This window comes from Parendozoicomonas sp. 2304DJ65-17, assembly GCF_058148445.1.
The window spans coordinates 176,316-196,382 of sequence record NZ_JBYVJV010000006.1; the positions used below are offsets into that span (position 1 = coordinate 176,316).

General features: G+C 47.5%; 24 protein-coding genes. 18 read left to right on the plus strand and 6 right to left on the minus strand.

Translation table 11 applies throughout. From position 1 onward, the window contains the following. Positions 1–95: 95 nt before the first annotated feature. A complete protein-coding gene (locus ACY2RR_RS16040; RefSeq protein WP_490109178.1) occupies positions 96–848 on the minus strand; it encodes a hypothetical protein in 753 nt (250 codons plus the stop codon). A gap of 226 nt (positions 849–1,074) precedes the next feature. On the opposite strand from ACY2RR_RS16040, the gene ACY2RR_RS16045 reads away from it, so the two are divergent. Genes ACY2RR_RS16045 through ACY2RR_RS16055 form a run of 3 tightly spaced genes read left to right on the plus strand, consistent with a single transcriptional unit; the run spans position 1,075 to position 4,318 of the window. Continuing rightward, a complete protein-coding gene (locus ACY2RR_RS16045; RefSeq protein WP_490109179.1) occupies positions 1,075–2,532 on the plus strand; it encodes a TldD/PmbA family protein in 1,458 nt (485 codons plus the stop codon). Further along, positions 2,525–3,868 carry a metallopeptidase TldD-related protein gene (locus tag ACY2RR_RS16050; protein WP_490109180.1) on the plus strand — a complete coding sequence of 448 codons (1,344 nt, stop codon included), beginning with the start codon at positions 2,525–2,527 and terminating at the stop codon, positions 3,866–3,868. The genes ACY2RR_RS16045 and ACY2RR_RS16050 overlap by 8 nt, the downstream gene beginning before the upstream one ends. 39 nt (positions 3,869–3,907) lie before the next feature. Next, positions 3,908–4,318 carry a VOC family protein gene (locus ACY2RR_RS16055; RefSeq protein WP_490109181.1) on the plus strand — a complete coding sequence of 137 codons (411 nt, stop codon included), beginning with the start codon at positions 3,908–3,910 and terminating at the stop codon, positions 4,316–4,318. Between the two features lie 14 nt (positions 4,319–4,332). On the opposite strand, the gene soxR is transcribed toward ACY2RR_RS16055, so the two are convergent. Next, positions 4,333–4,794 (minus strand): redox-sensitive transcriptional activator SoxR, encoded by a 462-nt coding sequence (gene soxR / locus ACY2RR_RS16060; RefSeq protein WP_490109182.1) that lies wholly within the window; start codon positions 4,792–4,794, stop codon positions 4,333–4,335. 129 nt (positions 4,795–4,923) lie between these two features. Between soxR and ACY2RR_RS16065 the strand changes: the two genes are divergently transcribed. Next, positions 4,924–5,493 (plus strand): FMN-dependent NADH-azoreductase, encoded by a 570-nt coding sequence (locus ACY2RR_RS16065; protein ID WP_490109183.1) that lies wholly within the window; start codon positions 4,924–4,926, stop codon positions 5,491–5,493. 220 nt (positions 5,494–5,713) lie between these two features. On the opposite strand, the gene ACY2RR_RS16070 is transcribed toward ACY2RR_RS16065, so the two are convergent. The 4 genes from ACY2RR_RS16070 to cbiB all read right to left on the minus strand — a co-directional run bounded on the left by ACY2RR_RS16070 (position 5,714) and on the right by cbiB (position 8,769). Further along, a complete protein-coding gene (locus ACY2RR_RS16070; RefSeq protein WP_490109184.1) occupies positions 5,714–6,262 on the minus strand; it encodes a carboxymuconolactone decarboxylase family protein in 549 nt (182 codons plus the stop codon). Positions 6,263–6,310: 48 nt separating this feature from the next. Continuing rightward, complete coding sequence (locus ACY2RR_RS16075) at positions 6,311–6,817, minus strand: NUDIX hydrolase (protein ID WP_490109185.1); 507 nt, start codon at positions 6,815–6,817, stop codon at positions 6,311–6,313. A gap of 139 nt (positions 6,818–6,956) precedes the next feature. Next, complete coding sequence (locus tag ACY2RR_RS16080) at positions 6,957–7,718, minus strand: sulfite exporter TauE/SafE family protein (RefSeq protein ID WP_490109186.1); 762 nt, start codon at positions 7,716–7,718, stop codon at positions 6,957–6,959. Positions 7,719–7,833: 115 nt separating this feature from the next. Next, positions 7,834–8,769: an adenosylcobinamide-phosphate synthase CbiB gene (cbiB, locus tag ACY2RR_RS16085; protein WP_490109187.1), complete on the minus strand. Its 936-nt coding sequence runs from the start codon at positions 8,767–8,769 to the stop codon at positions 7,834–7,836. A 252-nt stretch (positions 8,770–9,021) separates the two neighbouring features. On the opposite strand from cbiB, the gene ACY2RR_RS16090 reads away from it, so the two are divergent. The 14 genes from ACY2RR_RS16090 (at position 9,022) to pduB (ending at position 19,989) form a co-directional block, all read left to right on the plus strand. Next, the gene (locus ACY2RR_RS16090) at positions 9,022–9,294 is read left to right on the plus strand and encodes a EutN/CcmL family microcompartment protein (protein WP_490109188.1); all 273 of its coding nucleotides are present in this window, start codon (positions 9,022–9,024) and stop codon (positions 9,292–9,294) included. Positions 9,295–9,319: 25 nt separating this feature from the next. Beyond that, positions 9,320–9,790 carry a cupin domain-containing protein gene (locus tag ACY2RR_RS16095; RefSeq protein WP_490109189.1) on the plus strand — a complete coding sequence of 157 codons (471 nt, stop codon included), beginning with the start codon at positions 9,320–9,322 and terminating at the stop codon, positions 9,788–9,790. Between the two features lie 81 nt (positions 9,791–9,871). Further along, on the plus strand, positions 9,872–10,219 hold the full coding sequence (eutS, locus tag ACY2RR_RS16100; RefSeq protein WP_490109190.1) for an ethanolamine utilization microcompartment protein EutS: 348 nt from the start codon (positions 9,872–9,874) through the stop codon (positions 10,217–10,219). 23 nt (positions 10,220–10,242) lie between these two features. Next, complete coding sequence (locus ACY2RR_RS16105; protein WP_490109191.1) at positions 10,243–10,680, plus strand: EutP/PduV family microcompartment system protein; 438 nt, start codon at positions 10,243–10,245, stop codon at positions 10,678–10,680. Positions 10,681–10,926: 246 nt separating this feature from the next. After that, positions 10,927–11,589 (plus strand): BMC domain-containing protein, encoded by a 663-nt coding sequence (locus tag ACY2RR_RS16110; RefSeq protein ID WP_490109192.1) that lies wholly within the window; start codon positions 10,927–10,929, stop codon positions 11,587–11,589. A 29-nt stretch (positions 11,590–11,618) separates the two neighbouring features. After that, positions 11,619–11,897, plus strand: coding sequence for a BMC domain-containing protein (locus ACY2RR_RS16115; protein WP_490109193.1), 279 nt, complete (start codon positions 11,619–11,621; stop codon positions 11,895–11,897). A 355-nt stretch (positions 11,898–12,252) separates the two neighbouring features. Then, a complete protein-coding gene (locus tag ACY2RR_RS16120) occupies positions 12,253–13,917 on the plus strand; it encodes a propanediol/glycerol family dehydratase large subunit (RefSeq protein ID WP_490109194.1) in 1,665 nt (554 codons plus the stop codon). Between the two features lie 14 nt (positions 13,918–13,931). Next, positions 13,932–14,591, plus strand: coding sequence for a propanediol/glycerol family dehydratase medium subunit (locus ACY2RR_RS16125; RefSeq protein WP_490109195.1), 660 nt, complete (start codon positions 13,932–13,934; stop codon positions 14,589–14,591). 11 nt (positions 14,592–14,602) lie between these two features. Further along, complete coding sequence (locus ACY2RR_RS16130) at positions 14,603–15,091, plus strand: diol dehydratase small subunit (protein ID WP_490109196.1); 489 nt, start codon at positions 14,603–14,605, stop codon at positions 15,089–15,091. A gap of 6 nt (positions 15,092–15,097) precedes the next feature. Next, a complete protein-coding gene (locus ACY2RR_RS16135) occupies positions 15,098–16,921 on the plus strand; it encodes a diol dehydratase reactivase subunit alpha (protein ID WP_490109197.1) in 1,824 nt (607 codons plus the stop codon). Then, positions 16,914–17,273 carry a glycerol dehydratase reactivase beta/small subunit family protein gene (locus ACY2RR_RS16140; RefSeq protein WP_490109198.1) on the plus strand — a complete coding sequence of 120 codons (360 nt, stop codon included), beginning with the start codon at positions 16,914–16,916 and terminating at the stop codon, positions 17,271–17,273. Before ACY2RR_RS16135 ends, ACY2RR_RS16140 begins: the two co-directional genes overlap by 8 nt. Further along, positions 17,266–17,739 carry a GlcG/HbpS family heme-binding protein gene (locus tag ACY2RR_RS16145; protein ID WP_490109199.1) on the plus strand — a complete coding sequence of 158 codons (474 nt, stop codon included), beginning with the start codon at positions 17,266–17,268 and terminating at the stop codon, positions 17,737–17,739. The genes ACY2RR_RS16140 and ACY2RR_RS16145 overlap by 8 nt, the downstream gene beginning before the upstream one ends. Beyond that, the gene (locus ACY2RR_RS16150; protein ID WP_490109200.1) at positions 17,739–19,145 is read left to right on the plus strand and encodes an aldehyde dehydrogenase family protein; all 1,407 of its coding nucleotides are present in this window, start codon (positions 17,739–17,741) and stop codon (positions 19,143–19,145) included. The genes ACY2RR_RS16145 and ACY2RR_RS16150 overlap by 1 nt, the downstream gene beginning before the upstream one ends. A 52-nt stretch (positions 19,146–19,197) precedes the next feature. Further along, positions 19,198–19,989 carry a propanediol utilization microcompartment protein PduB gene (gene pduB / locus ACY2RR_RS16155; RefSeq protein WP_490109201.1) on the plus strand — a complete coding sequence of 264 codons (792 nt, stop codon included), beginning with the start codon at positions 19,198–19,200 and terminating at the stop codon, positions 19,987–19,989. The last annotated feature ends 78 nt before the right edge of the window (positions 19,990–20,067 follow it).

Sequence of the window (20,067 nt, forward strand, 5' to 3'; positions counted from 1 at the left end):
GAATTTATAGAAACAGTGTTCAGTGTGCCTTTAATAAAACAATGTTCACTTAACCTGCGAATAAACAGTGTTCAAATGAAGTCACTGAACACTGTTCACTCATCATCTTCTCCTTTGAGTTTTTGGATAATGAATGAATAGCTGGTGCCTAAAGGGAGGATCATAATATTGGCTTGTAACCCGACTCCCATATTGATTTTGAAGCCTCCACTCATATCTATGCCGGATGTATTTGCTAACAGGGAATCTCTTGAAGTTTCATGAACTCCGATAAGAAGGGCCATATAAAGTGAGTTTCGAAATGTAAGGCTGACAGGGCTGTCCCAATAACTCATCTCTTCATCCTGACCGACATGAATCCCTCCGCTGACTTCAGCGGAAAATCCCATCGTTATTTCAGCTGCGGGGCGAATATCGAGCCAGCGATTTCCAAGTGTGCTCTGGCAGATGCCGAAATCCAAACCGCCATTCAATCCAATCAAACAGCTCCCGCCAACATATCCACCGGCAACGAAACAGTCATAAGTTGGGTCAGCAAATCCTCTGAATGTCTCCCATATAGTCGGGTTTACGCGGAGAGAAGATATTTGCTCGAGGTAGTTCTTTTTGCGGGCTACAGGGCTTAAACGGATACCCTGCTCGAGAATCGAACACTCGCGTAAACCTTCAGAGATCAAGTCATCACACTCTGTAGGGTTGTTTATAAAAGCCTCTAATGGTTCAGCCAGTTTAATGAGCGTGGTAATTCCGCCTTTGCGGGAATAAATGATACGGGCAGTGCAGCCAAGCAGTTCATCCAAATCCCCACCATAAGCAGCGGGTGATGTTGTAGAAAATGCGGTGAGCAAAAAAAGAATAAGAGCCTTATATGGCAAACACATAAAGCGGAGTGAGGGCCGAAGATTCATAACGTTGCCGTACAGCGACTTGAAATAGAGGGTAAAAGGTAGACAAAGGCTTCGTAGTACTCCTGTAGATAACTGTTGAGAAAAGAAAAGTTGTGTATCTGACCTGCATAGTTGGCGGAGCAGTTTCAGAGCCAGTAACTGCTAAGCTCATTCGGAAAAGTGAAGAATGCAGATACTTGAAATGATTGAACAGATAAGGAAGGATTTTTGCAAACAAGCGCCTGCGGTGGAGTTCTGCACACTGCGTTTTGTAGAAACCTCAAAAGAATCCATAAAAGTTGTTAATGAGGAATTGGATGAGCATCAGCTATCCAGTGACTGCGGAGGTATAGTCACAGTTATCCACAACGGTGGAACCGGCTATGCGGCAACTCCTCGCCTGGATAGTGAAGGTATAAGAACAGCTATCAAACAAGCGGTTCAGTGGGCTGAACTAAGTTCTGAGTTCAGTGTATTTCCTTCCAGAAAAATAAATATGCCTGTGCCTCAGGGAAACTTTCAGGTTAAGGAAGATTATCCCTGGGAAGATGTTAGCCTCTCAGATCGAATTCTTATGCTCACCAATATCTGCGGTGCGATGGGAGGAGATCAGCGAATTGTTACTCGCCATGCGGGGCTGGAAAGAATTCATCAAACAACTCATTTGATTTCACCAGACGAAGCTACGTGCTTTCAGGAGAAGGTGTGGATAACTCCTTCTATATACGCGCTGGCCCACGAAAGTGGCGAAACGCAATGTCGCTCTTGGGGAGGACAGCTTGGTTTATTCGCACGGCAAGGCGGGCTTGAGCATCTTGAAAAAGAAAAGGATGAATTGGGTAAGCAAATCTGTGAGGAGGTTATCCAGCTTTTGAAGGCTCCTGAGTGTCCTTCAGAGGTGCGTGATCTTCTGGCCATGCCTGATCAAATGGCGATTCAGATTCATGAGTCCATTGGTCATCCTCTGGAAATGGACAGGATTCTGGGGGATGAAAGAAATATGGCCGGTACCAGTTTTGTGACCGCCGATATGGTTGGCAACTATCGCTATGGAAGTGATTTTCTGAATGTGACTTTTGATCCGCATGTTGCTGGAGAGCTGGGAGGTTATAACTGGGATGACGATGGTTCCAAGGCGGAAAAACACCACCTTATAAAGAAGGGTATTTTGCAAAGACTGTTGGGAGGCCACCTGTCTCAGCAAAGGTCCGGCTTACCCGGCGTCTCATGTAGTCGGGCTGAGAGTTGGTATCGCCCTCCGGTAGATCGTATGGCCAATATCAATGTTGAGCCGGGAAGCTCTTCCCTTGAAGGCATGATCGCCTCCGTTGAAAAAGGATTGCTGGTAAAAACTAACCGGAGCTGGTCTATCGATGACTCACGCAACAAGTTCCAGTTCGGTTGTGAGTGGGGAGAGTTAATAGAAAATGGAAAACTTACCGGAGTGGTAAAAAATCCCGGCTACAGGGGAATTTCAGAATCTTTCTGGCGAAACCTGAAAGCTGTGGGCAACAGAGACACTTTCAATATTATGGGAACGCCCTACTGTGGCAAGGCTGAGCCAGGGCAGGTAATTACAGTTGGGCATGCATCTCCAGCTTGCCTGTTCGAACAGGTTGAAGTGTTTGGAGGAAGTCATGCTTGAGTATTTTTCCTCACTCTGTCGTTTTCTGGATGGACAAATATCCTGTGATGAAGAGTGGTCTGCATGGCTTGAAGGTGAAAGCACAGACTATTGCCGAATAAACAAAGGATTGCTCAGACAGAGCGGTCAGGTTGATAAAACCTCAATAAAGCTAACTCTTCATAAAGGAGAAAAGCGAGCTTCCGGAAATATTGTCCTGACAATGATTCCAGAGAATGACAGGCACGCACTGGCTCAAATGATGGGCAAACTGCGTGAAACCTTGCCGATGATTCCTGATGACCCGTTTTATCGGTGGTGTGATAACCCGGTGTGCACAAAAACTGTAGTTGAACCCGTTGAAAACAAGGCAGGGTTCTGTGGCCGAACTGCAGTCAGGGATATTCTGAATGTTGTTGCCGGAATAGATTTTGTCGGAATCTTAATGATTGGTTGGGTATATCGGGCATTCGGCAGTTCCCGAGGTCATCATCACTGGTTTGAAAATTACAGTTTTTGTCTGGACTACTCGGTCTATCACCATGGTGATAAAGCTGTTCATGATCAGATTTCTGGAGGGAAGTGGGACCGGGACACTTTTCTGAAAAGGCTCGAACCAATAAAAGAAAGAGTTTCACTTCTAGGGCAAGAAGTGAAAGAAGTTCCCCGGGGTGACTACAGGGTTTACCTTGCCCCTTCTGCTGTGAACGCTTTGCTTTCCCGAGTTGATTTCAGTGCAAGAAAATTCCACGAAAAAGACACTTGGCTCTCACCGTTATTTGAAGACAAGAAGAGTCTCAGCCAAAAGTTTTCTCTGGACTTGGTGACCGGAGATGGTTCTGTACCGGGCTTTCAGCAGCAGGGTTTTGTAAGACCTGACTGCCTTACACTCATAAAGAAAGGTGCGGGTGGCTCACTGATCACTGGTCCCAGAACCGCTGTGAAATATCAGATTCCTTTTAATGGTGGTGAAGATAAAACGTTCTTTGATTCTATTGATCCCCCAGATCACCTGGTTATGTCTGCAGGAACTCTTGAGGAAGACGATATTTACCGGCAGATAGATAATGGCCTTTATATCAGTGATCTCTGGTATACGAATTGGTCAGACAAAAACAGCGGACGTATGACGGGTATGAGCCGTTATGCCTGTTTTGAAGTGAAGAACGGAAAGCTGGCACAACCCATCGGTGTGATGAGGTTTGATGATTCACTCTACAACTTGTTTGGAGATGAGCTGGAAGAACTCACCCAACACAGGGATAGAATCATGGATTCCTTTGCGTTCTACCGTCGAGATACTGGTTCACACATTCTGCCCGGAGTATTGATCAGGAATATGCACTTTTCCTTCTGAAGAGGTTAACCTGTTGGCTTCTGAAAGAAGGGGGCCGACATGAAACCACGGATGAGCATGATCACATTAGGGGTAGAAGATCTTTCTCGCTCTATAAATTTTTACCAGAACGGCTTGGGTTTTCCTCGTTATGGTGATGATGAAAAAGTTGCCTTCTTTAACCTCAATGGAACATGGCTTGGTCTGTATGGGCGTGAAGCCCTGGCTGAAGACGCTCAGGTCAGTGCAGAAGGTTCAGGTTTCAATTCTTTTACGATTTCCCATAACGTACATTCTGAAGATGAAGTTAAAGATGTCTTCCAGCAAGCTGTCCAAGCTGGAGCTATTCCGGTAAAAGAGCCACAGACAGTTTTCTGGGGTGGCTTTAGTGGATATTTTAAAGATCCCGATGGCCACCTCTGGGAAATTGCCCACAACCCATTCTCCTGGGTTGGCCCGGAAGATAACTAAACAACCAACAGCCTCTATTTTGTTTTTGGTGAGTCCCCCATCAGGTAGCGTGGCCCCGGGCCATTAGTGGATGCCTGATCATCTTTGTTGTAAAGCCCGCAGTTTTGCATAGAGAGGCAGCCACAACCAATACAGCTGGACAGTTTATCCCGCATGTTTTGCATACGGGTAATGCGGTCATCCAGTTGTTGCTTCCATTTGCGGGATAACTTCTCCCAGTCTTTTTTGGTGGGAGTTCGCTCTTCCGGGAGACTGCGAAAAGCTTCTCCTATCTCCTCCAAAGTCATCCCAAGGTTTTGAGCAACCTGAATAACAGAGATCCGGCGAATAACAGAGCTATGATAACGGCGTTGGTTTCCGGGAGTTCTGGAGGAGCTGATTAAACCTCTGGTTTCATAAAATCTCAGTGCAGATGTCGCAACACCGCATCGTTTGGCTATTTCACTGATGGTCAGGTGAACGGGAGCTTTTGGCATAGCAGTTGTCCGCTGGAAATAATGCAAAATAATATATTGACTTAAACTTAACTTGAAGTTTTATGATCGGTTCCAGATTTCATTAACAGGGGGAGCAAGTGCTCTCGGTTAGATCATAAGGCTGTACCAATGAAGAAAATTCTAGTTATCAATAGCAGTATTCAAGCAGAGGAATCTCGCTCCAGAGCTTTAGTAAGTGATGTTGTTGAGCGTTTGCAGACTAAGAACAAAGAGTCAGCGATTGTTAGCCGTGATCTGGCCAGAAACCCACTTCCACATCTAGATGAGAACGCTTTGGCGGGCTTTCGCGGAGCAGAGAATGAGCTGGGTCGTCAGGCTGTTGAGTTATCGGATACTTTGATACATGAACTGCAAGACAGTGACTATGTAGTAATTGGTACGCCCATATATAACTTTTCTATACCAACAACATTCAAAGCGTGGATTGATCATATTGCCCGACCAGGGGTTACCTTCAGCTATACCGAGGATGGGCCTGTGGGAACGGTAAAAGGGAAAAAGCTTTATATTGTGACTGCAAGAGGTGGTGGAAGTATTGATGCTGTTGAACGTCAGCTGACAGATACCTTCTCAATGTTGGGGATGGATGATGTGACCTATATTCATGCTGCCAGCCTTGATACTCCTGACAAAGAAGGTGCGCTGGCCAAGGTTCAACAACAGATAGCAGCTTTGTGATTGAAAGAGTTGCGACAAATTGCGAAAAAAAACTACCAAAACCTGAAACTAAAATGACGGTTCAGGAGTAAAAAGAAGTACATAGAGTTAGAGATTCTCTAAGGAGTTGCGATGACGAGACAGATGCTTCACTGACCAGGAAGCAAAGTGTGTAAAAGTGTGTTGTGTGTTAAAAGCGCATTGCCCAAGTCTTTATAAGAGCTGAGGCAATGCGCTTTTTTTATTTCTTAGTTAGGTCACAAAGCCCTTGAGAGGGGATATCCAGTGCCGCATTGAAACGCGCTGACATATTCTGAAAGGCGACAAGTGCTGTTAGTTCCATAACTTGCTGCTCATCAAAATGCTTGGCAAGTTCCTGGTGCAACTCATCAGGAATCTGACAATGTTCACCAGACATAGCTTTGGTCCAGGCAAGAGCTGCTTTTTCCTCTTCTGAAAAGAGTGAACTCTCTTCCCAGTTATCCAGCTCTGCAAGTTTCTCTTCTCCTCCGGCTTCACCAATCAGAGTCATGCTGTTGAGATCTACACAGAAGTGGCACCAGGTAAGTTTGGCCACATAAACCTGAACCATTGCTCTAAGCACCGGAGAAAGAGGCGAAGATTTTCGGCTGAGTCTGGCCCAGAAACTGGCGAACAGAACAAACAGAGAAGGTTTGCGGGACCAGACCAGAGCGGGTTGAAGGTGTTGTCCGTAACGTTTTTCCTGCTGGCGGAAAAACCAGCGTAGCCAGAAGGGAAGTTTGGCCGGGTCAGCAGGTGTTATTCTCATATCAGCTCCAGGCACGTAAAGCTGGTCACCCTACATGCCCTTATAGCGCTAGTCCAACTGTTTACTGATACCGGTAATTTGTTCGCGAATCATTTTGCGGGTGTGTTCAAACCTTTCAGGGTAGCGCCAGTTCTCTTCGTTAAGAGATAACCATGATCGCCAGGATACATCACTGACTTCCTTCCAATCCTGCGGAGAAGGCTCCTGAGATGAGTCTACCTGAGAACAGCGATAAACATGGAAGCCATTGCTGAATTCTTCGAGCAACTCATGAACAGAAACTTGTATACCTGTTTCTTCAAGAGTTTCTCGGTAGGCCGTACAGCGGGGAGATTCCCCCACTTCTGAAGTACCACCGGGAATAGACTGTTTCCCTGTCAGGCGCATTGTAATAATAAGAACGTCATCGCCCTGGGTAAGAAGGCATCCGGCATTGGCTCCGGATTCTTTGTCTTTTGCGTAAGGGCAGGGTTTCGGAGGTGCTTTCTGACAACCTGCCAATGCCACCACAAGTGTCAACAAAGGAAGAATGAACTTAAGCTTGTGACTGAACATGAATAGCAGGCCGTTTTTCTACTTTTATCCGTATTTAAAAATGATAGCTGCTACATGGCAACAACTATTGAGCTGATCCCCTGCGCAAAAGCGGAAGGTTGTTTAATCGACAACCGAAACTACAAACAGTTCCATCGAATTATAAGGAGGGAAGGAGTCCAATACCTTGAAGGAGAAGTATTGACCCCAAAATTGCCAGACACAGGTAGCTGAATCCATAAATTGCTTTTTCAGGAAGGCGATTGAGTAATCCATATCCCATAAGAACTCCCAAAGGTGTGAAAGGGAGTAAAACCGCAGAAGAAAGCAGGTTTTCTGTACTTAGCTGCCCAAGAGCTCCATAACCAATAATCTTGCTGAGGTTCATGCCCGCAAATATCCAGGCCTGAGTTCCCATAAGAAGATGGCTGCTGAGGCCTAGAGGAAGTAAATAAATTGTTACTGGCGGCCCACCGGCATGGATACCAAAGCTGGTGAATCCTCCCAGTGCTCCCCAGAAAGAACCCCGGCTATAGCTGGGGGACTTTCGGCTGTTATTGTCTCGTTTTAACCATTGGAAAACACAGAATGATAAAGAAGTTACACCTATCAGCAGGCGAATATGTTGCTCAGAAAGCTGGCTGAATACAAAAGCCGCAATAAAAACACCGACAAGACAGCCCGGCAGAATGGTTTTCAGCGCCTTAATATCTACCTGACCCCTGAATTTCCACAGTGATATAAAATCCATGACCAATAGCAGGGGAAGAATAATGGCCGCTGCCTGAACGGGAGGCATAACAAGAGCCATTAGCGGAACACAGGCTGTGCCGAGCATATTTCCCAGCCCGCCTTTAGCCATGCCACTGATTAAAACGGCAGGTATGGCGACAAGATAAAATAAAAAATCGGTTGGCATCATGAATGAGGAATTCTGAGAATTAAGAGGGAAATATATAGACGCTCAGAATTGTCATGAATAACAAGTGAGTCAGATTATCTAACTCACTTATGCATAGTTTTTCAGATACAGCCCTTTAGAAGAAGATTGCTAAAACAAGGGTGATTCCTACCCAGTACCAGGTGCCGTGGGTAACCAGATTAATTGAGCGCTCGATATCTGATGTTTTAGGGAGAGCTCCGCAACCAAGTTCAGGGCTTTCTAACTCCTTGCCGTGATAGATAGCTTTTCCACCAAGAGTAAAGCCAAGGCTTCCTGCACCTGCAGCCATAACTGCGCCGCCGTTTTTACTCTTATATTTGCGAGCCTGGGTTTGCCAGCAATGCAATCCGTCACGCCAGTTACCCTGAAGTGCATAAGTTAATGCGGTTAAACGAGCAGGAACCCAGTTCAGTATGTCATCCAGGTAGGCTGCCGCGCGGCCAAAGTACAAATATTTCTTATTTTTGTACCCCCACATTGCGTCCAAAGTGTTTGAAAGGCGAAAAAGAACAACTCCCGGAGCACCGGCGATAATAAACCAAAAAATTGCACCGAATACCGCATCATTACCGTTTTCCAGAACAGATTCGATAGTTGCTCTGATAACCTGATCTTTTGGCAGATCATCGGTTTTCCGGCTGACAATCCAGCCTACTTTCTTACGAGCCTCATCAAGATCACCTCTGCATAGAGGCTGGCTAATATAGCGCGCATGCTCCGCAAGACTTCTTCCACCAATAGCAAAATAGAGAAGAGCAACTTCTATCCACCACCCCAGATAAGGAATGTCGGCAACCAGCCAGGCAATAAAGACAAAAGGGGTAATCGCTGTGATCAGAGCCAGAACACCTGAAGGAAACCTATTCTCAGGGTTCATCTCTTCTTCTGTTGGATAAAAGAATGATTCAACCTTCTTCGCGATATTTCCAAAACCGACAAGAGGATGCCAGCGGGAGACTTCGCCGAATAAAAAGTCGAGAAGAACAGCCAGTAAAAGCTGTGTGCCAAAAGAAGTCAGAAATTCAGTCATGGTTCCGTATGTGTGCCCTCAACAACCACCGGCGATGATAGAACAAAAACAACTGCCAGAAATCCAGAGCATCGTATGACCCAAGAAAATCCCCAGTTCCTTTGACTCAGGTCGCACAGGTGAACCGGGGATGCTTGATTCAAGTCAAACTGCCTGGTCAGTGCGCGTTTTATCTTGTTGGCATTCAATATTCCATGGCCCGGTCCTTTTCAGTTAAACAGATCGCGTCAGACATACGACAGGAGTTCGGCAGTGCTGATCGGCAAAGTTGTAGGCAATATCTGGGCAACTCGTAAACACGAAGGCCTGGATGGCTTCAAATTAATGGTCGTGCGCATTCTGGATGCGAAAGGCGAAGAAACAGGCGATGCCATGGTGGCTATTGATAATGTCGGTGCCGGTTTCAGCGACATTGTTTTGATAGCCCGCGGTGGTGCTGCCCGTATGGTTTGCCCTGAACCCAAAGTTCCCGTTGATGCTGCCATTGTTGGCATTGTCGATGATCTGGACGTTACCAGCGCATAATTCACTAAAACAGGAATTCCCCTCCATGACTCAGATTACCGCTGAAGTAATTGAGCAGATCGTTCGTAAGGTTGTTGCTGAACAGGTTGGTGCTGTTGCCAAGCCTGATTTTGAAAAGCACGTAGATTCTTCCGGCGTCGCTGTTGTTAAAACCAACACTGTTAAGTGCAAGCCTTTTGACACTGGCAAGCCTGGTGACCAGGTATTCATCACCGACATGCTGGAGCTGAACGAAAGTGAGCGTCTGGGTTGCGGCATGATGGAAATGCGCGAAACCACTTTCGACTGGGAACTGCAGTACGACGAAATCGATTACATTATTGAAGGTACCCTGAAAGTAATCATCGACGGTCGTGAAGTTGTTGGTAACGCCGGCGATATGATCCTGATCCCTAAGGGCAGCAAGATCCAGTTCAGCGCGCCAGATTTTGCCCGCTTTATGTTTGTTGTTTACCCAGCCAACTGGGAAGAAATTGGCCGTGACACTAACAGCTAATTAGAGCTGTTCAGTTAACGGTGTAACTAAGAGGCGGCATTAGTCGCCTTTTAGTGTTTCAATTATTACAAGGTGCAGTTCATGTCTGAACATAAAGAACGCGTCATACAGGAATATGTTCCTGGTAAACAGGTTACTCTGGCCCACCTTATTGCAAATCCTCAGCGTAACCTTGTCACCAAACTGGGCATGGATCCTGATGAAGTCAGTGCCATCGGCATTATGACTATTACCCCCAGCGAAGCTTCTATTATTGCTGCCGATGTGGCGACAAAAGCCGCAGGCGTAGAAATTGGTTTCCTTGACCGTTTTACTGGTTGTCTGGTTGTTTCTGGAGATGTAGGCAGCGTCGAGTCTTCTCTTAATGCTGTGCTTGATCTTCTCGGTGGGATGCTCAAGTTCTCTCCCGCTGAAATTACTCGTTCATAGTTGGGTAAAAACAGAATTCGACTATGCAGAAAACGGTTATGAAAAAAACCATGCTGGTAGGAACAACCGGCTCAGGTAAAACGACGCTTAAACAGGCTCTTTTTGGCGAAGAACTGAAGTACCTGAAAACACAATCAATGGAGTACTGTGGCAAGGTTCTGGACACTCCGGGTGAGTATCTGGAGAGCCCACGCTTTTACAATATATTGATGACTTCTTCGACCGATTATGAGGTTGTAGCACTGGTTCACGACAGCTCCACCAAGTCATCAAGCTTTCCCCCAAACTTCACCAGTATGTTCAACCAGGATGTGATCGGGATTATTACCAAAACCGATACTGACCTTTCCAACCCTTCTTTCTCAAGGAGAGCTTTGGAGAATGCAGGCGTGAAAAAGATTTTTGAAATCAGTTCAGTTTCAGGCAGTGGACTGGAAGAGCTGAAGAATTTTCTCCACTAAAGTGTGACCGATTTTGACCGTTTTATGGAGAATGTGAAAAAAGGCGCTGATTGCGATCAGCGTCAAAATATACAAAATAAAGACATAAACTACAGATAAAAATAGACAATTAAAAAGATAGTCTTTTCAATTAATTATAAATAAACAAAACATTCCTGAAACTGTTATAGCACCTGTGATTTAAATCAAAAACAAAACCAAAGCCTTCTATTAACCTGCTTGCCATAAGCTCTGATGGTGGTATCCATGGCAGGAAAGAATGCATCGGGTTTTATTGAAACCCGTGGTTATCTCACAGCTGTTGCAGCCGCAGATATTTGTCTGAAGTCAGCAAATGTTAATCTTGTCGGCCTGAAAAAAGTTCGATGTGGACTTTTTACCGTAATTATTACAGGTGATGTTGGAGCTGTTCGGGCTGCAATAACAGCGGGGGTTGCAGCAGCAGAAAATATCGGCAGAGTTATTTCAAGTCATGTTATTCCAAGACCGGGAAAAGGGATTACCGGTCTTATTCAGGATGTGACCTTACCCAGAAAGAAAACACCTCCACCTGTTGTAGATAAAACAGTAGAGAAGCCAGTAAAAATTCCTGCTTCTGCCTCAATTACGCCTGATCCTGAGCCCAATAAAGAAGACCTTTTAACGAAAGTTTCTTCTATAAAAGATGAAGAACAAACTCAGGAAGAAAACAATACTGAATTTAAGTTAAAAGAATCTGATCCTGTTCAGTCGGCATTGCCAGAGCGTGGAAAAATGACTGAAGAAGAACTCCATGCCTGTCGCACAGTTGATCTGCGAAAGATGGCGCGTGGGTTAAAGGGAATAGATTTGAATGGAAAGAAAATAAAGTTTGCCAGAAAGAATGAGCTGGTTAAGGCAATACTGGCCTGCTGGCAGAATGATAAATAAACGATAACTGTTCCAACCCGGAGAGAAAAATGGCTATATCAAACGCGCTGGGAATGATTGAAACCAAGGGACTGGTCGGCTCTATCGAAGCTGCAGATGCCATGGTGAAAGCGGCGAACGTGACTCTGGTCGGCAAGCAACAGGCTGGCGGTGGTCTCATCACTGTTCTGGTTCGCGGCGATGTTGGTGCTGTAAAAGCTGCCGTTGATGCTGGTGCTGCAGCCGCAGAGCGTGTTGGCGAAGTTGTTTCTGTACACGTGATTCCACGCCCCCATGGTGAAGTCGAGACTATCTTGCCTTCAGTGTAATTAATTTAACGGTCTGAATGATTCGGATTGTTAATAAATAAAACTGTTCAGGAGTCATTAAATAGCTCGCGGAAATAATACTTATATTTGATTCGGTATTTAACTACGCATTTTGTTTTTAATTAATGACTCCTTTTTAAATTTAAACTGCATGTGTTTATTCAGCATTTTTTACTGATACGTCGTTGTTTATCTGCATGCTTTAAGAGTTATTTTCTTTCTGGTTAAAGGTAAGTAAATAACTACATAAATGGATAAGAAATCTGATTCGGGGCTTCCTGAATTGAATTTTAATGTTGCATAACACTGCGTGCGGCCGGGATAAACGGCACCTGCATCGCCAGGGGTATAGTGAATGAAATCCAAGCGCTTTGAAGTCCTAAAAGACAGACCCGTCAATAAAGATGGCTATGTTAAAGAGTGGCCGGAAGTTGGCCTTATTGCTATGAACTCCCCCCTTGATCCAAAGCCTGGAATCAAGGTTGTTAATGGAAAAGTAACAGAGCTTGATGGCAAGCAGCGGGAAGACTTCGATATTCTCGATGCCTTTATTGCCGACAACGCCATTCGCTTGCAAAACGTTGAAGCGGCAATGGCTGTTGATTCACTGGATGTGGCTCGCAAGCTTGTTGATATTAATGTAAGTCGTGATCAGGTTCTTGAACTGACACTGTCTATGACTCCAGCAAAGATTGTTGAAGTTGTTGGACATATGACCGTTTTGGAAATGATGATGGCGGTTAACAAGATGCGTGCCCGTAAGACTCCATCTAACCAGTGCCACGTTACCAACCTGAAAGATAACCCTGTTCAGATTGCTGCGGATGCTGCAGAAGCGGCTCTGCGTGGTTTTGACGAGCAGGAAACCACTGTTGGTGTTGCCCGTTATGCACCATTCAACGCTCTCTCTCTTCTGGTGGGCGCACAGGTAGGGCGTCCGGGTATCCTGACTCAGTGCGCTGTTGAAGAAGCTACCGAGCTGGTTCTTGGTATGCGTGGACTGACTGCTTATGCAGAAACTGTATCTGTATACGGCACCGAGCCAGTATTTATTGATGGTGATGACACTCCATGGTCCAAGGCATTTCTGGCTTCCGCCTATGCTTCCCGCGGCCTGAAGATGCGTTACACCTCCGGTACCGGTTCTGAAGTACTGATGGGTTATGCCGAAGGCAAATCCATGCTGTACCTCGAAGCCCGCTGCCTGTTTATGACCAAGGGCGCTGGTGTTCAGGGCATCCAGAACGGTTCCGTGAGCTGTGTTGGTGTACCAGGTGCGGTACCTGGCGGTATCCGTGCGATTCTTGCAGAAAACCTGATCGCCATGATGCTGGATCTGGAATGCGCTTCCAGTAACGACCAGACCTTCACTCACTCTGACCTGCGTCGTACTGCTCGCTCACTGATGCAGATGATTCCAGGCACAGACTTTATCTGCTCCGGTTACAGCTCCACTCCGAACTACGACAACATGTTCGCCGGTTCTAACTGGGATGCGGAAGATTACGACGACTGGAACACAATCCAGCGTGACCTGAAGATTGATGCAGGCCTGCAACCCGTTAAGGAAGAAGAGGTTGTTTGTGTTCGTAACAAGGCCGCCAAGGTTATTCAGGGCGTCTTTGAAAATCTGGGTCTTCCAGAAATCACTGATGAAGAAGTTGAAGCGGCGACTTACGCACACGGCAGCAAAGATATGCCAGAGCGTGATGTTGTTGTGGATATCAAAGCAGCCGGTGAAATGATGGAGCGCGGCGTAACCGGTATTGATGTTGTTAAAGCTATTAAGACCAGTGGCTTTGATGATGTTGCCGAATCTCTGCTCAATCTGATGAAACTGCGGGTGTCTGGTGACCATCTGCACACCTCCGCCATTCTCGATAAAGACTTCAACGTAATCAGCGCAGTGAACGACCGTAACGATTACATGGGTCCTGGCACTGGATACCAGCTAAGCGCTGATCGCTGGGCTCAGCTGTCCGACATCGATAACGCCATGGATGCGTCCAGCATCAAGTAAGGAGGGACAGAATTATGCAAATTAATCCGGATGATGTAAGAAAAATCATCGAGTCTGTAGTCAGCAAATATGCTGCAGAAGCTGAAACTGAAGCAGCTCCTGCTCCTGTTGCCTCTGTAACTACCGGCACTCTGAAAATGATTGACGGTGCTGAGGCTGTGAAAGGCACTCGTACCGACGAAGTTGTTATCGCTGTTGCGCCAGCTTTCAGCATTCATCAGAGCCAAACCATCCACGGCCTGGCTCACAAAGATGTTATCCGTGAAATGATGGCGGGCATCGAAGAAGAAGGACTGGTACCACGTCTTATCCGTGTACTGAGAACTTCCGATGTTTCCATGATTGGTAACGACGGCGCCAAACTCAGTGGCTCCGGCATCGGTATCGGCATTCAGTCCAAGGGAACATCTGTTATTCACCAGAAGGATCTGGCCCCTCTGACCAACCTGGAACTGTTCTCCCAGGCACCTCTGCTGCAACTGGAACACTTCCGCATGATTGGCAGAAACGCTGCTAAATACGCCAAAGGGGAGTCTCCCCGCCCTGTTCCGGCTCTGAACGACCAGATGGCTCGTCCTAAGTATCAGGCAATCGCTGCACTGCTCCACATCAAGGAGACAGAAAGCGTTGTACCTGGTGGCAAGCCAGTCGAAGTCAAAGCCGTATTCAATTAAGGAGGGATGACATGGAACAGCAGGTATTAGAAAAGCTGATCAGAGAAGCTCTTGCTGAAATGGGAGGAGCGTCTGCTCCTGCACCCGCCAAGCAGGGTCTGGAAGGTTACCCTCTGAGCCAGAAGCAGCCAGATACTGTGGAATCTGCAACCGGTAAAAAACTGGCCGACTTCACCATGGACGCGGTTATGTCCGGCGCGGTAAAAGCCGACGACTGTCGTATTGCTCCGGAAACTCTGGAAAAGCAGGCTCAGATTGCTGAAAGCATCAACCGTGAAGCTTTTGCCGGCAACCTGCGTCGTGCGGCTGAGCTGATTGCCGTGCCCGACGAGCGGATTCTGGAAATCTATACAGCTATGCGTCCTTACCGTTCTACCAAGGCGGAAATGATTGCTATCGCTGAAGAGCTGGAAGGCAAGTACAACGCAGTGATCAACGGCAAACTGGTTCGTGAAGCCGCTGATATGTACGAAAAGCGCGGTCGTCTGAAAGAGGCCTGATCCTGTATGAAACTGATTGCAGGCGTAGATATCGGCAATGCGACCACGGAAAGCGCGGTAGCGCAGGTCGATGACGAAGGTACGAAAATACTGGGTTGTGGTATTTCCAAAACCACAGGGATCAAGGGTACCGCTGAAAATATCAAAGGCGTTTTTGCCTCCATTTCAGCAGCCCTGAAAACTGCGGGAATCCAGCTTTCGGATCTTACGTTAATAAGGATTAACGAAGCTGCGCCTGTTATCGGTGACGTGGCGATGGAAACTATTACCGAAACCATCATCACTGAGTCCACGATGATTGGTCACAACCCTCACACACCCGGCGGTATAGGTCTGGGGGTTGGCCAGTCTGTTCTTTTGCAGAACATTAATGGCTCTCATATAGGTCAGGATGTGATTGCCCTTGTCTCAGAAGAAATTGATTTTGAAGTCGCTGCCAGACAGATAAACCGCTTTGTCAGCGATGGTGTAAATATCCGTGGCGCCATTCTCCAGAAAGACGACGCAGTGCTTGTGAATAACCGGTTGGAACGCCCCATACCGATTATTGATGAAGTCCATCACTTCGATCGTATTCCTGTACATATGCTCACGGCTATTGAAGTGGCCCAGAAAGGTCAGGTAGTGGAAACACTGTCTAATCCTTATGGCATAGCCACTGTTTTTAATCTGAATTCTGATGAAACCCGCATGATCGTGCCGATCTCAAGAGCGTTGATTGGCAACCGTTCTGCGGTGGTTATAAAAACTCCCAGCGGCGATGTAAAGGCAAGGGTTATTCCTGCCGGTAAGTTGCAGCTGTTTGGAGCAACCAAGAGTCGTGAAGTTCCTGTTGATCACGGTGCCGATGTGATTATGCAGGGGCTGGAAGTGTGCCAGCCGTTACAGGATGTACGCGGTGAGCCCGGCACCAATGCTGGCGGCATGCTGGAAAAGGTTCGGTTGGTGATGGCAAGACTGACAGCCATGAAACCGGATCAGATCAAAATTCGGGATCTTCTGGCTGTTGATACTTTTGTTCCCCAAAAGGTGAAAGGTGGGGTAGCAGAAGAGTTTGCAATGGAAAGCGCCGTTGGCCTCGCCGCAATGGTAAAGGCCGACAAACTCCAGATGGATATGGTGGCCGGAGATATTGAAAAGACTCTTGAACGCCCGGTTGATGTTGGGGGAGTTGAAGCCGAGATGGCCATTCTTGGCGCACTGACAACTCCCGGTACTGAAAAACCTCTCGCCATTATTGATATGGGAGCCGGTTCAACCGATGCCTCACTGATTGATCGCAACAACCGCATTGTTTCCTGCCATCTTGCTGGCGCGGGTGACATGGTCACCATGTTGATTGATCGCGAACTTGGCCTGGGTGATATCGAGCTGGCAGAGGACCTGAAAAAGTATCCTCTGGCCAAGGTCGAAAGTCTGTTTCATCTGCGCCATGAAGATGGAACTGTCGAGTTCTATCGGGAGCCTCTTGACCCTCGCCTGTTTGCCCGTCTGGTGATTCTTAAGGACGGCGGTATGTATCCAGTGATGACGGATGATTCTCTGGAAAAAATCCGCAAAGTTCGCCGGGACGCAAAACGGAAAGTCTTTGTTCGCAACGCTCTTCGTGCTCTGAAGCGAGTCTCTACCACTGGCAATATTCGTGACATTGACCACGTGGTGCTGGTTGGTGGTTCCGCCCTTGATTTTGAAATCCCTGAAATGGTGACTGATGCCTTGTCTCGTTACGGAATTGTGGCGGGCAGAGGCAATATTCAGGGCTGCCAGGGGCCAAGAAACGCCGTAGCCACTGGGCTGGTTCTCTCATTTGGAGAGCAGTCTTATGGATAAGATTGCCGTTCACATTTACTGCTGCCCGGGCGTGAAAAAAGAACTTCTCAAACCTGTTCTCTGCGGTATTGAGGAAGAAGGCATCCCCTGTGAAGTCACAGATGTTCACGAAACCAATGTGCACAGTGCTGGATGTGAAGCGGCAAGAAGCTCCCGACTGGATGTGGGACTTGGAGTAAGCAAAGGATCAATCACCCTGCACCACGAAAGGGTGGGAACAGATCCCATTTTTACTGAAGGCTGGGCGAATCCGGATGCGCTGCGCAGGATCGGCGCAAACAGTGCCCGCCTGATTAAACGGACTCCGTTTTTATTTGAAGACGATTTAGAAAGTCGGAACAGCCATGAATAACAGAACAACACCGGAACAGGCTGCGGAAATAGCCGGTCTGGTTCTTACAGAGCTAACCGCTCTGCAAGAAGGCATGACTCTGGCTAAAGCCCGCGACCTGATTGAAAAAGGCAAATCAGAAGCAGAAAAACTGGGTATCAACCTGGTGTTTGCTGTGGTTGATGAAGCTGGGCATGTGGTTGCCCATGAACGCATGGATGGTTCCCTGCTGGCGGCGCTGGAAGTTGCCAGACACAAAGCTCATACAGCTCTCTCTATGAGACTGCCAACAGAAGAAGTTGGTGAGCTGGTGAAAGAGAGTGGTGATTTCTTCGGGCTGGGACACAGCTTTGATGGACGTCTGGTGACGTTCGGAGGCGGGCGCCCGGTTTTTGAAAAAGGTCGGCTGATTGGCGGCTTTGGGGTGAGTGGAGGGAGCTCCTCTCAGGATATTCAAATTGCTAAAACCTGTCTTGGGGAAGCTTAATGGACGCGGCTGTTATGGAAACCAAAGTTATAGAAGACATTGTTCGTCAGGTTTGTAGCCAGCTGCAAAGCACAGAAACGGCAGCTCCGGAAAAATGCCATAACGGTATTTTCGGTTCCATGGACGAAGCTATTGAGGCAGCATCCGTTGCCCAAAAGAAACTGTTCAATGGCAAGCTGGAAGTTCGCAGCCGGATTATCAGCGCTATTCGTGCAGAGATTCAGGAACACATTACTGAACTCGCAGAAATGGGTGTTGAGGAAACCGGCATGGGCCGGGTAACCGACAAAATCCTTAAGCACCAGCTGGTACTCGACAAAACTCCGGGTGTTGAAGACCTGAAAGCGTTCGCCTATTCCGGCGATGATGGACTGACAGTTCTGGAACTTTCTCCCTATGGTGTTATTGGTTCTATTACACCATCCACCAACCCCAGTGAAACCGTTATCTGCAATGCTATTGGCATGATTGCAGCGGGCAACGCTGTGGTATTTGCTCCACACCCCGGAGCCAAGAAGGTTTCTCTCTACACGGTTGAACTGATTAACCGGGCTATCTGCAAAGTCTGCGGGCCGCAGAATCTTGTGGTTACTGTGGCTGATCCAGGCATCGAAAACTCCAACATTATGATGAACCATCCCAAGGTTCAGATGCTGGTGGCAACCGGTGGTCCGGGTCTGGTGAAGGCTGTCATGTCGACCGGTAAAAAAGCGATTGGCGCTGGTGCTGGCAACCCACCTGTATTGGTTGATGAAACTGCTGATCTGGAAAAGGCCGCTGCCGATATCGTGGCGGGCTGCAGTTTCGACAACAACATTCCCTGCATCGCTGAGAAGGAACTGTTGGCGGTGGATTCCATTGCTGACTACCTGCTTTTTGAAATGCAGAAGCAGGGTGCCTGGTTGATTACTGATAAAGCTGAATTGAAAGCACTGGAAGACAGAGTGCTGAAGGACGGCAAGGTGAACCGGGAGTGCGTAGGGCGCGATGCTGCAAAAATTTTGCAGTCCATTGGCATTAAAGCGCCGGATTCTATCCGTATCATAATGGCAGAAACATCAGCAGATCATCCTTTTGTTCAGGAAGAACTGTTGATGCCGGTTTTGCCAGTCGTTCGTGTTGCCAATGCTGACGAAGGTATTGAGCTGGCGAAAAAGCTGGAACATGGCTTCCGTCACACAGCCATTATCCACTCGAAAAATATTGATGTACTCAGCCGTTATGCCCGGGATATGGAAACCACCATCCTGGTGAAAAACGGACCTTCGTTTGCTGGCCTGGGCGTCGGTGGAGAAGGGCACACAACATTTACTATCGCTGGGCCTACAGGAGAAGGGCTGACATCAGCCCGTTCCTTTGCCCGTAACCGACGTTGCGTACTGGTTGGCGGCTTCGCCATCAAATAACTGTTAACAGCTCTCATAAATAGCAAACGGGAAACATCCCCTGGAGAACACCATGCAGGACAAGTTAGTAGAGAAGATGATGGGTGAAGTTATGGCTCAACTGCAAAAGCAGGAAGCCGCTCCAGAAGCTGCACCTGCTCCGGTTGCCAAGCAAGAATGCAGAATGCCTGAATTTGTTGGCACCGCTATTGGTGACACCATTGGTCTGGTTATTGCCAACGTAGACAGCGCTCTGCTGGAAGCCATGAACCTTGAGAAGAAGTATCGTTCTATCGGTATTCTCGGTGGTCGTACTGGTGCTGGCCCACAGATCATGGCTGCTGACGATGCAGTAAAAGATACCAACACTGAAATCGTTTCTATCGAATTGCCTCGCGACACCAAAGGCGGTGCAGGCCACGGTAGCCTGATTATCTTCGGTGCTGACGATGTATCCGACGCTCGTCGTGCTATCGAAGTTGCTCTGGGTAACCTGGAAGAGAAGTTTGGTGATGTTTATGCCAATGACGCTGGTCACCTGGAATTCCAATACACTGCCCGCGCTTCTTTTGCACTGAACAAAGCTTTTGGTGCACCAATTGGTAAGGCGTTTGGTTTGCTGGTTGGCGCTCCTGCGGCTATCGGCGTAATGCTGGCTGATACTGCCCTGAAGGCTGCTGACGTTGATGTTCTGGGTTATGCCTCTCCTGCAGGTGGCACCAGCTACTCCAACGAAGTTATTTTGCAGATCTGTGGTGACTCCGGCGCGGTTCGTCAGGCAATTCTGACTGCCCGTGATGTTGGCATAACTCTGCTGGAAACTATGGCTGGTCCAGCTCCTTCCAGTTCTACTCCTTACATCTGATCAATGCTATCCGGAGGTGCTCTGCACCTCCGGATATGATCTGTGTCAGATTTTTCCCTCTTTGTCGATTCTGGTTCC

Bases quoted from the DNA above. Each gene is read 5' to 3' on its own strand.
- ACY2RR_RS16045 (WP_490109179.1), top strand. From the start codon at position 1,075: ATGCAGATACTTGAAATGATTGAACAGATAAGGAAGGATTTTTGCAAA.
- ACY2RR_RS16050 (WP_490109180.1), top strand. From the start codon at position 2,525: ATGCTTGAGTATTTTTCCTCACTCTGTCGTTTTCTGGATGGACAAATA.
- ACY2RR_RS16055 (WP_490109181.1), top strand. From the start codon at position 3,908: ATGAAACCACGGATGAGCATGATCACATTAGGGGTAGAAGATCTTTCT.
- soxR (WP_490109182.1), bottom strand. From the start codon at position 4,794: ATGCCAAAAGCTCCCGTTCACCTGACCATCAGTGAAATAGCCAAACGA.
- ACY2RR_RS16065 (WP_490109183.1), top strand. From the start codon at position 4,924: ATGAAGAAAATTCTAGTTATCAATAGCAGTATTCAAGCAGAGGAATCT.
- ACY2RR_RS16070 (WP_490109184.1), bottom strand. From the start codon at position 6,262: ATGAGAATAACACCTGCTGACCCGGCCAAACTTCCCTTCTGGCTACGC.
- ACY2RR_RS16075 (WP_490109185.1), bottom strand. From the start codon at position 6,817: ATGTTCAGTCACAAGCTTAAGTTCATTCTTCCTTTGTTGACACTTGTG.
- ACY2RR_RS16080 (WP_490109186.1), bottom strand. From the start codon at position 7,718: ATGATGCCAACCGATTTTTTATTTTATCTTGTCGCCATACCTGCCGTT.
- cbiB (WP_490109187.1), bottom strand. From the start codon at position 8,769: ATGACTGAATTTCTGACTTCTTTTGGCACACAGCTTTTACTGGCTGTT.
- ACY2RR_RS16095 (WP_490109189.1), top strand. From the start codon at position 9,320: ATGACTCAGATTACCGCTGAAGTAATTGAGCAGATCGTTCGTAAGGTT.
- eutS (WP_490109190.1), top strand. From the start codon at position 9,872: ATGTCTGAACATAAAGAACGCGTCATACAGGAATATGTTCCTGGTAAA.
- ACY2RR_RS16105 (WP_490109191.1), top strand. From the start codon at position 10,243: ATGCAGAAAACGGTTATGAAAAAAACCATGCTGGTAGGAACAACCGGC.
- ACY2RR_RS16110 (WP_490109192.1), top strand. From the start codon at position 10,927: ATGGCAGGAAAGAATGCATCGGGTTTTATTGAAACCCGTGGTTATCTC.
- ACY2RR_RS16115 (WP_490109193.1), top strand. From the start codon at position 11,619: ATGGCTATATCAAACGCGCTGGGAATGATTGAAACCAAGGGACTGGTC.
- ACY2RR_RS16120 (WP_490109194.1), top strand. From the start codon at position 12,253: ATGAAATCCAAGCGCTTTGAAGTCCTAAAAGACAGACCCGTCAATAAA.
- ACY2RR_RS16125 (WP_490109195.1), top strand. From the start codon at position 13,932: ATGCAAATTAATCCGGATGATGTAAGAAAAATCATCGAGTCTGTAGTC.
- ACY2RR_RS16130 (WP_490109196.1), top strand. From the start codon at position 14,603: ATGGAACAGCAGGTATTAGAAAAGCTGATCAGAGAAGCTCTTGCTGAA.
- ACY2RR_RS16135 (WP_490109197.1), top strand. From the start codon at position 15,098: ATGAAACTGATTGCAGGCGTAGATATCGGCAATGCGACCACGGAAAGC.
- ACY2RR_RS16140 (WP_490109198.1), top strand. From the start codon at position 16,914: ATGGATAAGATTGCCGTTCACATTTACTGCTGCCCGGGCGTGAAAAAA.
- ACY2RR_RS16145 (WP_490109199.1), top strand. From the start codon at position 17,266: ATGAATAACAGAACAACACCGGAACAGGCTGCGGAAATAGCCGGTCTG.
- ACY2RR_RS16150 (WP_490109200.1), top strand. From the start codon at position 17,739: ATGGACGCGGCTGTTATGGAAACCAAAGTTATAGAAGACATTGTTCGT.
- pduB (WP_490109201.1), top strand. From the start codon at position 19,198: ATGCAGGACAAGTTAGTAGAGAAGATGATGGGTGAAGTTATGGCTCAA.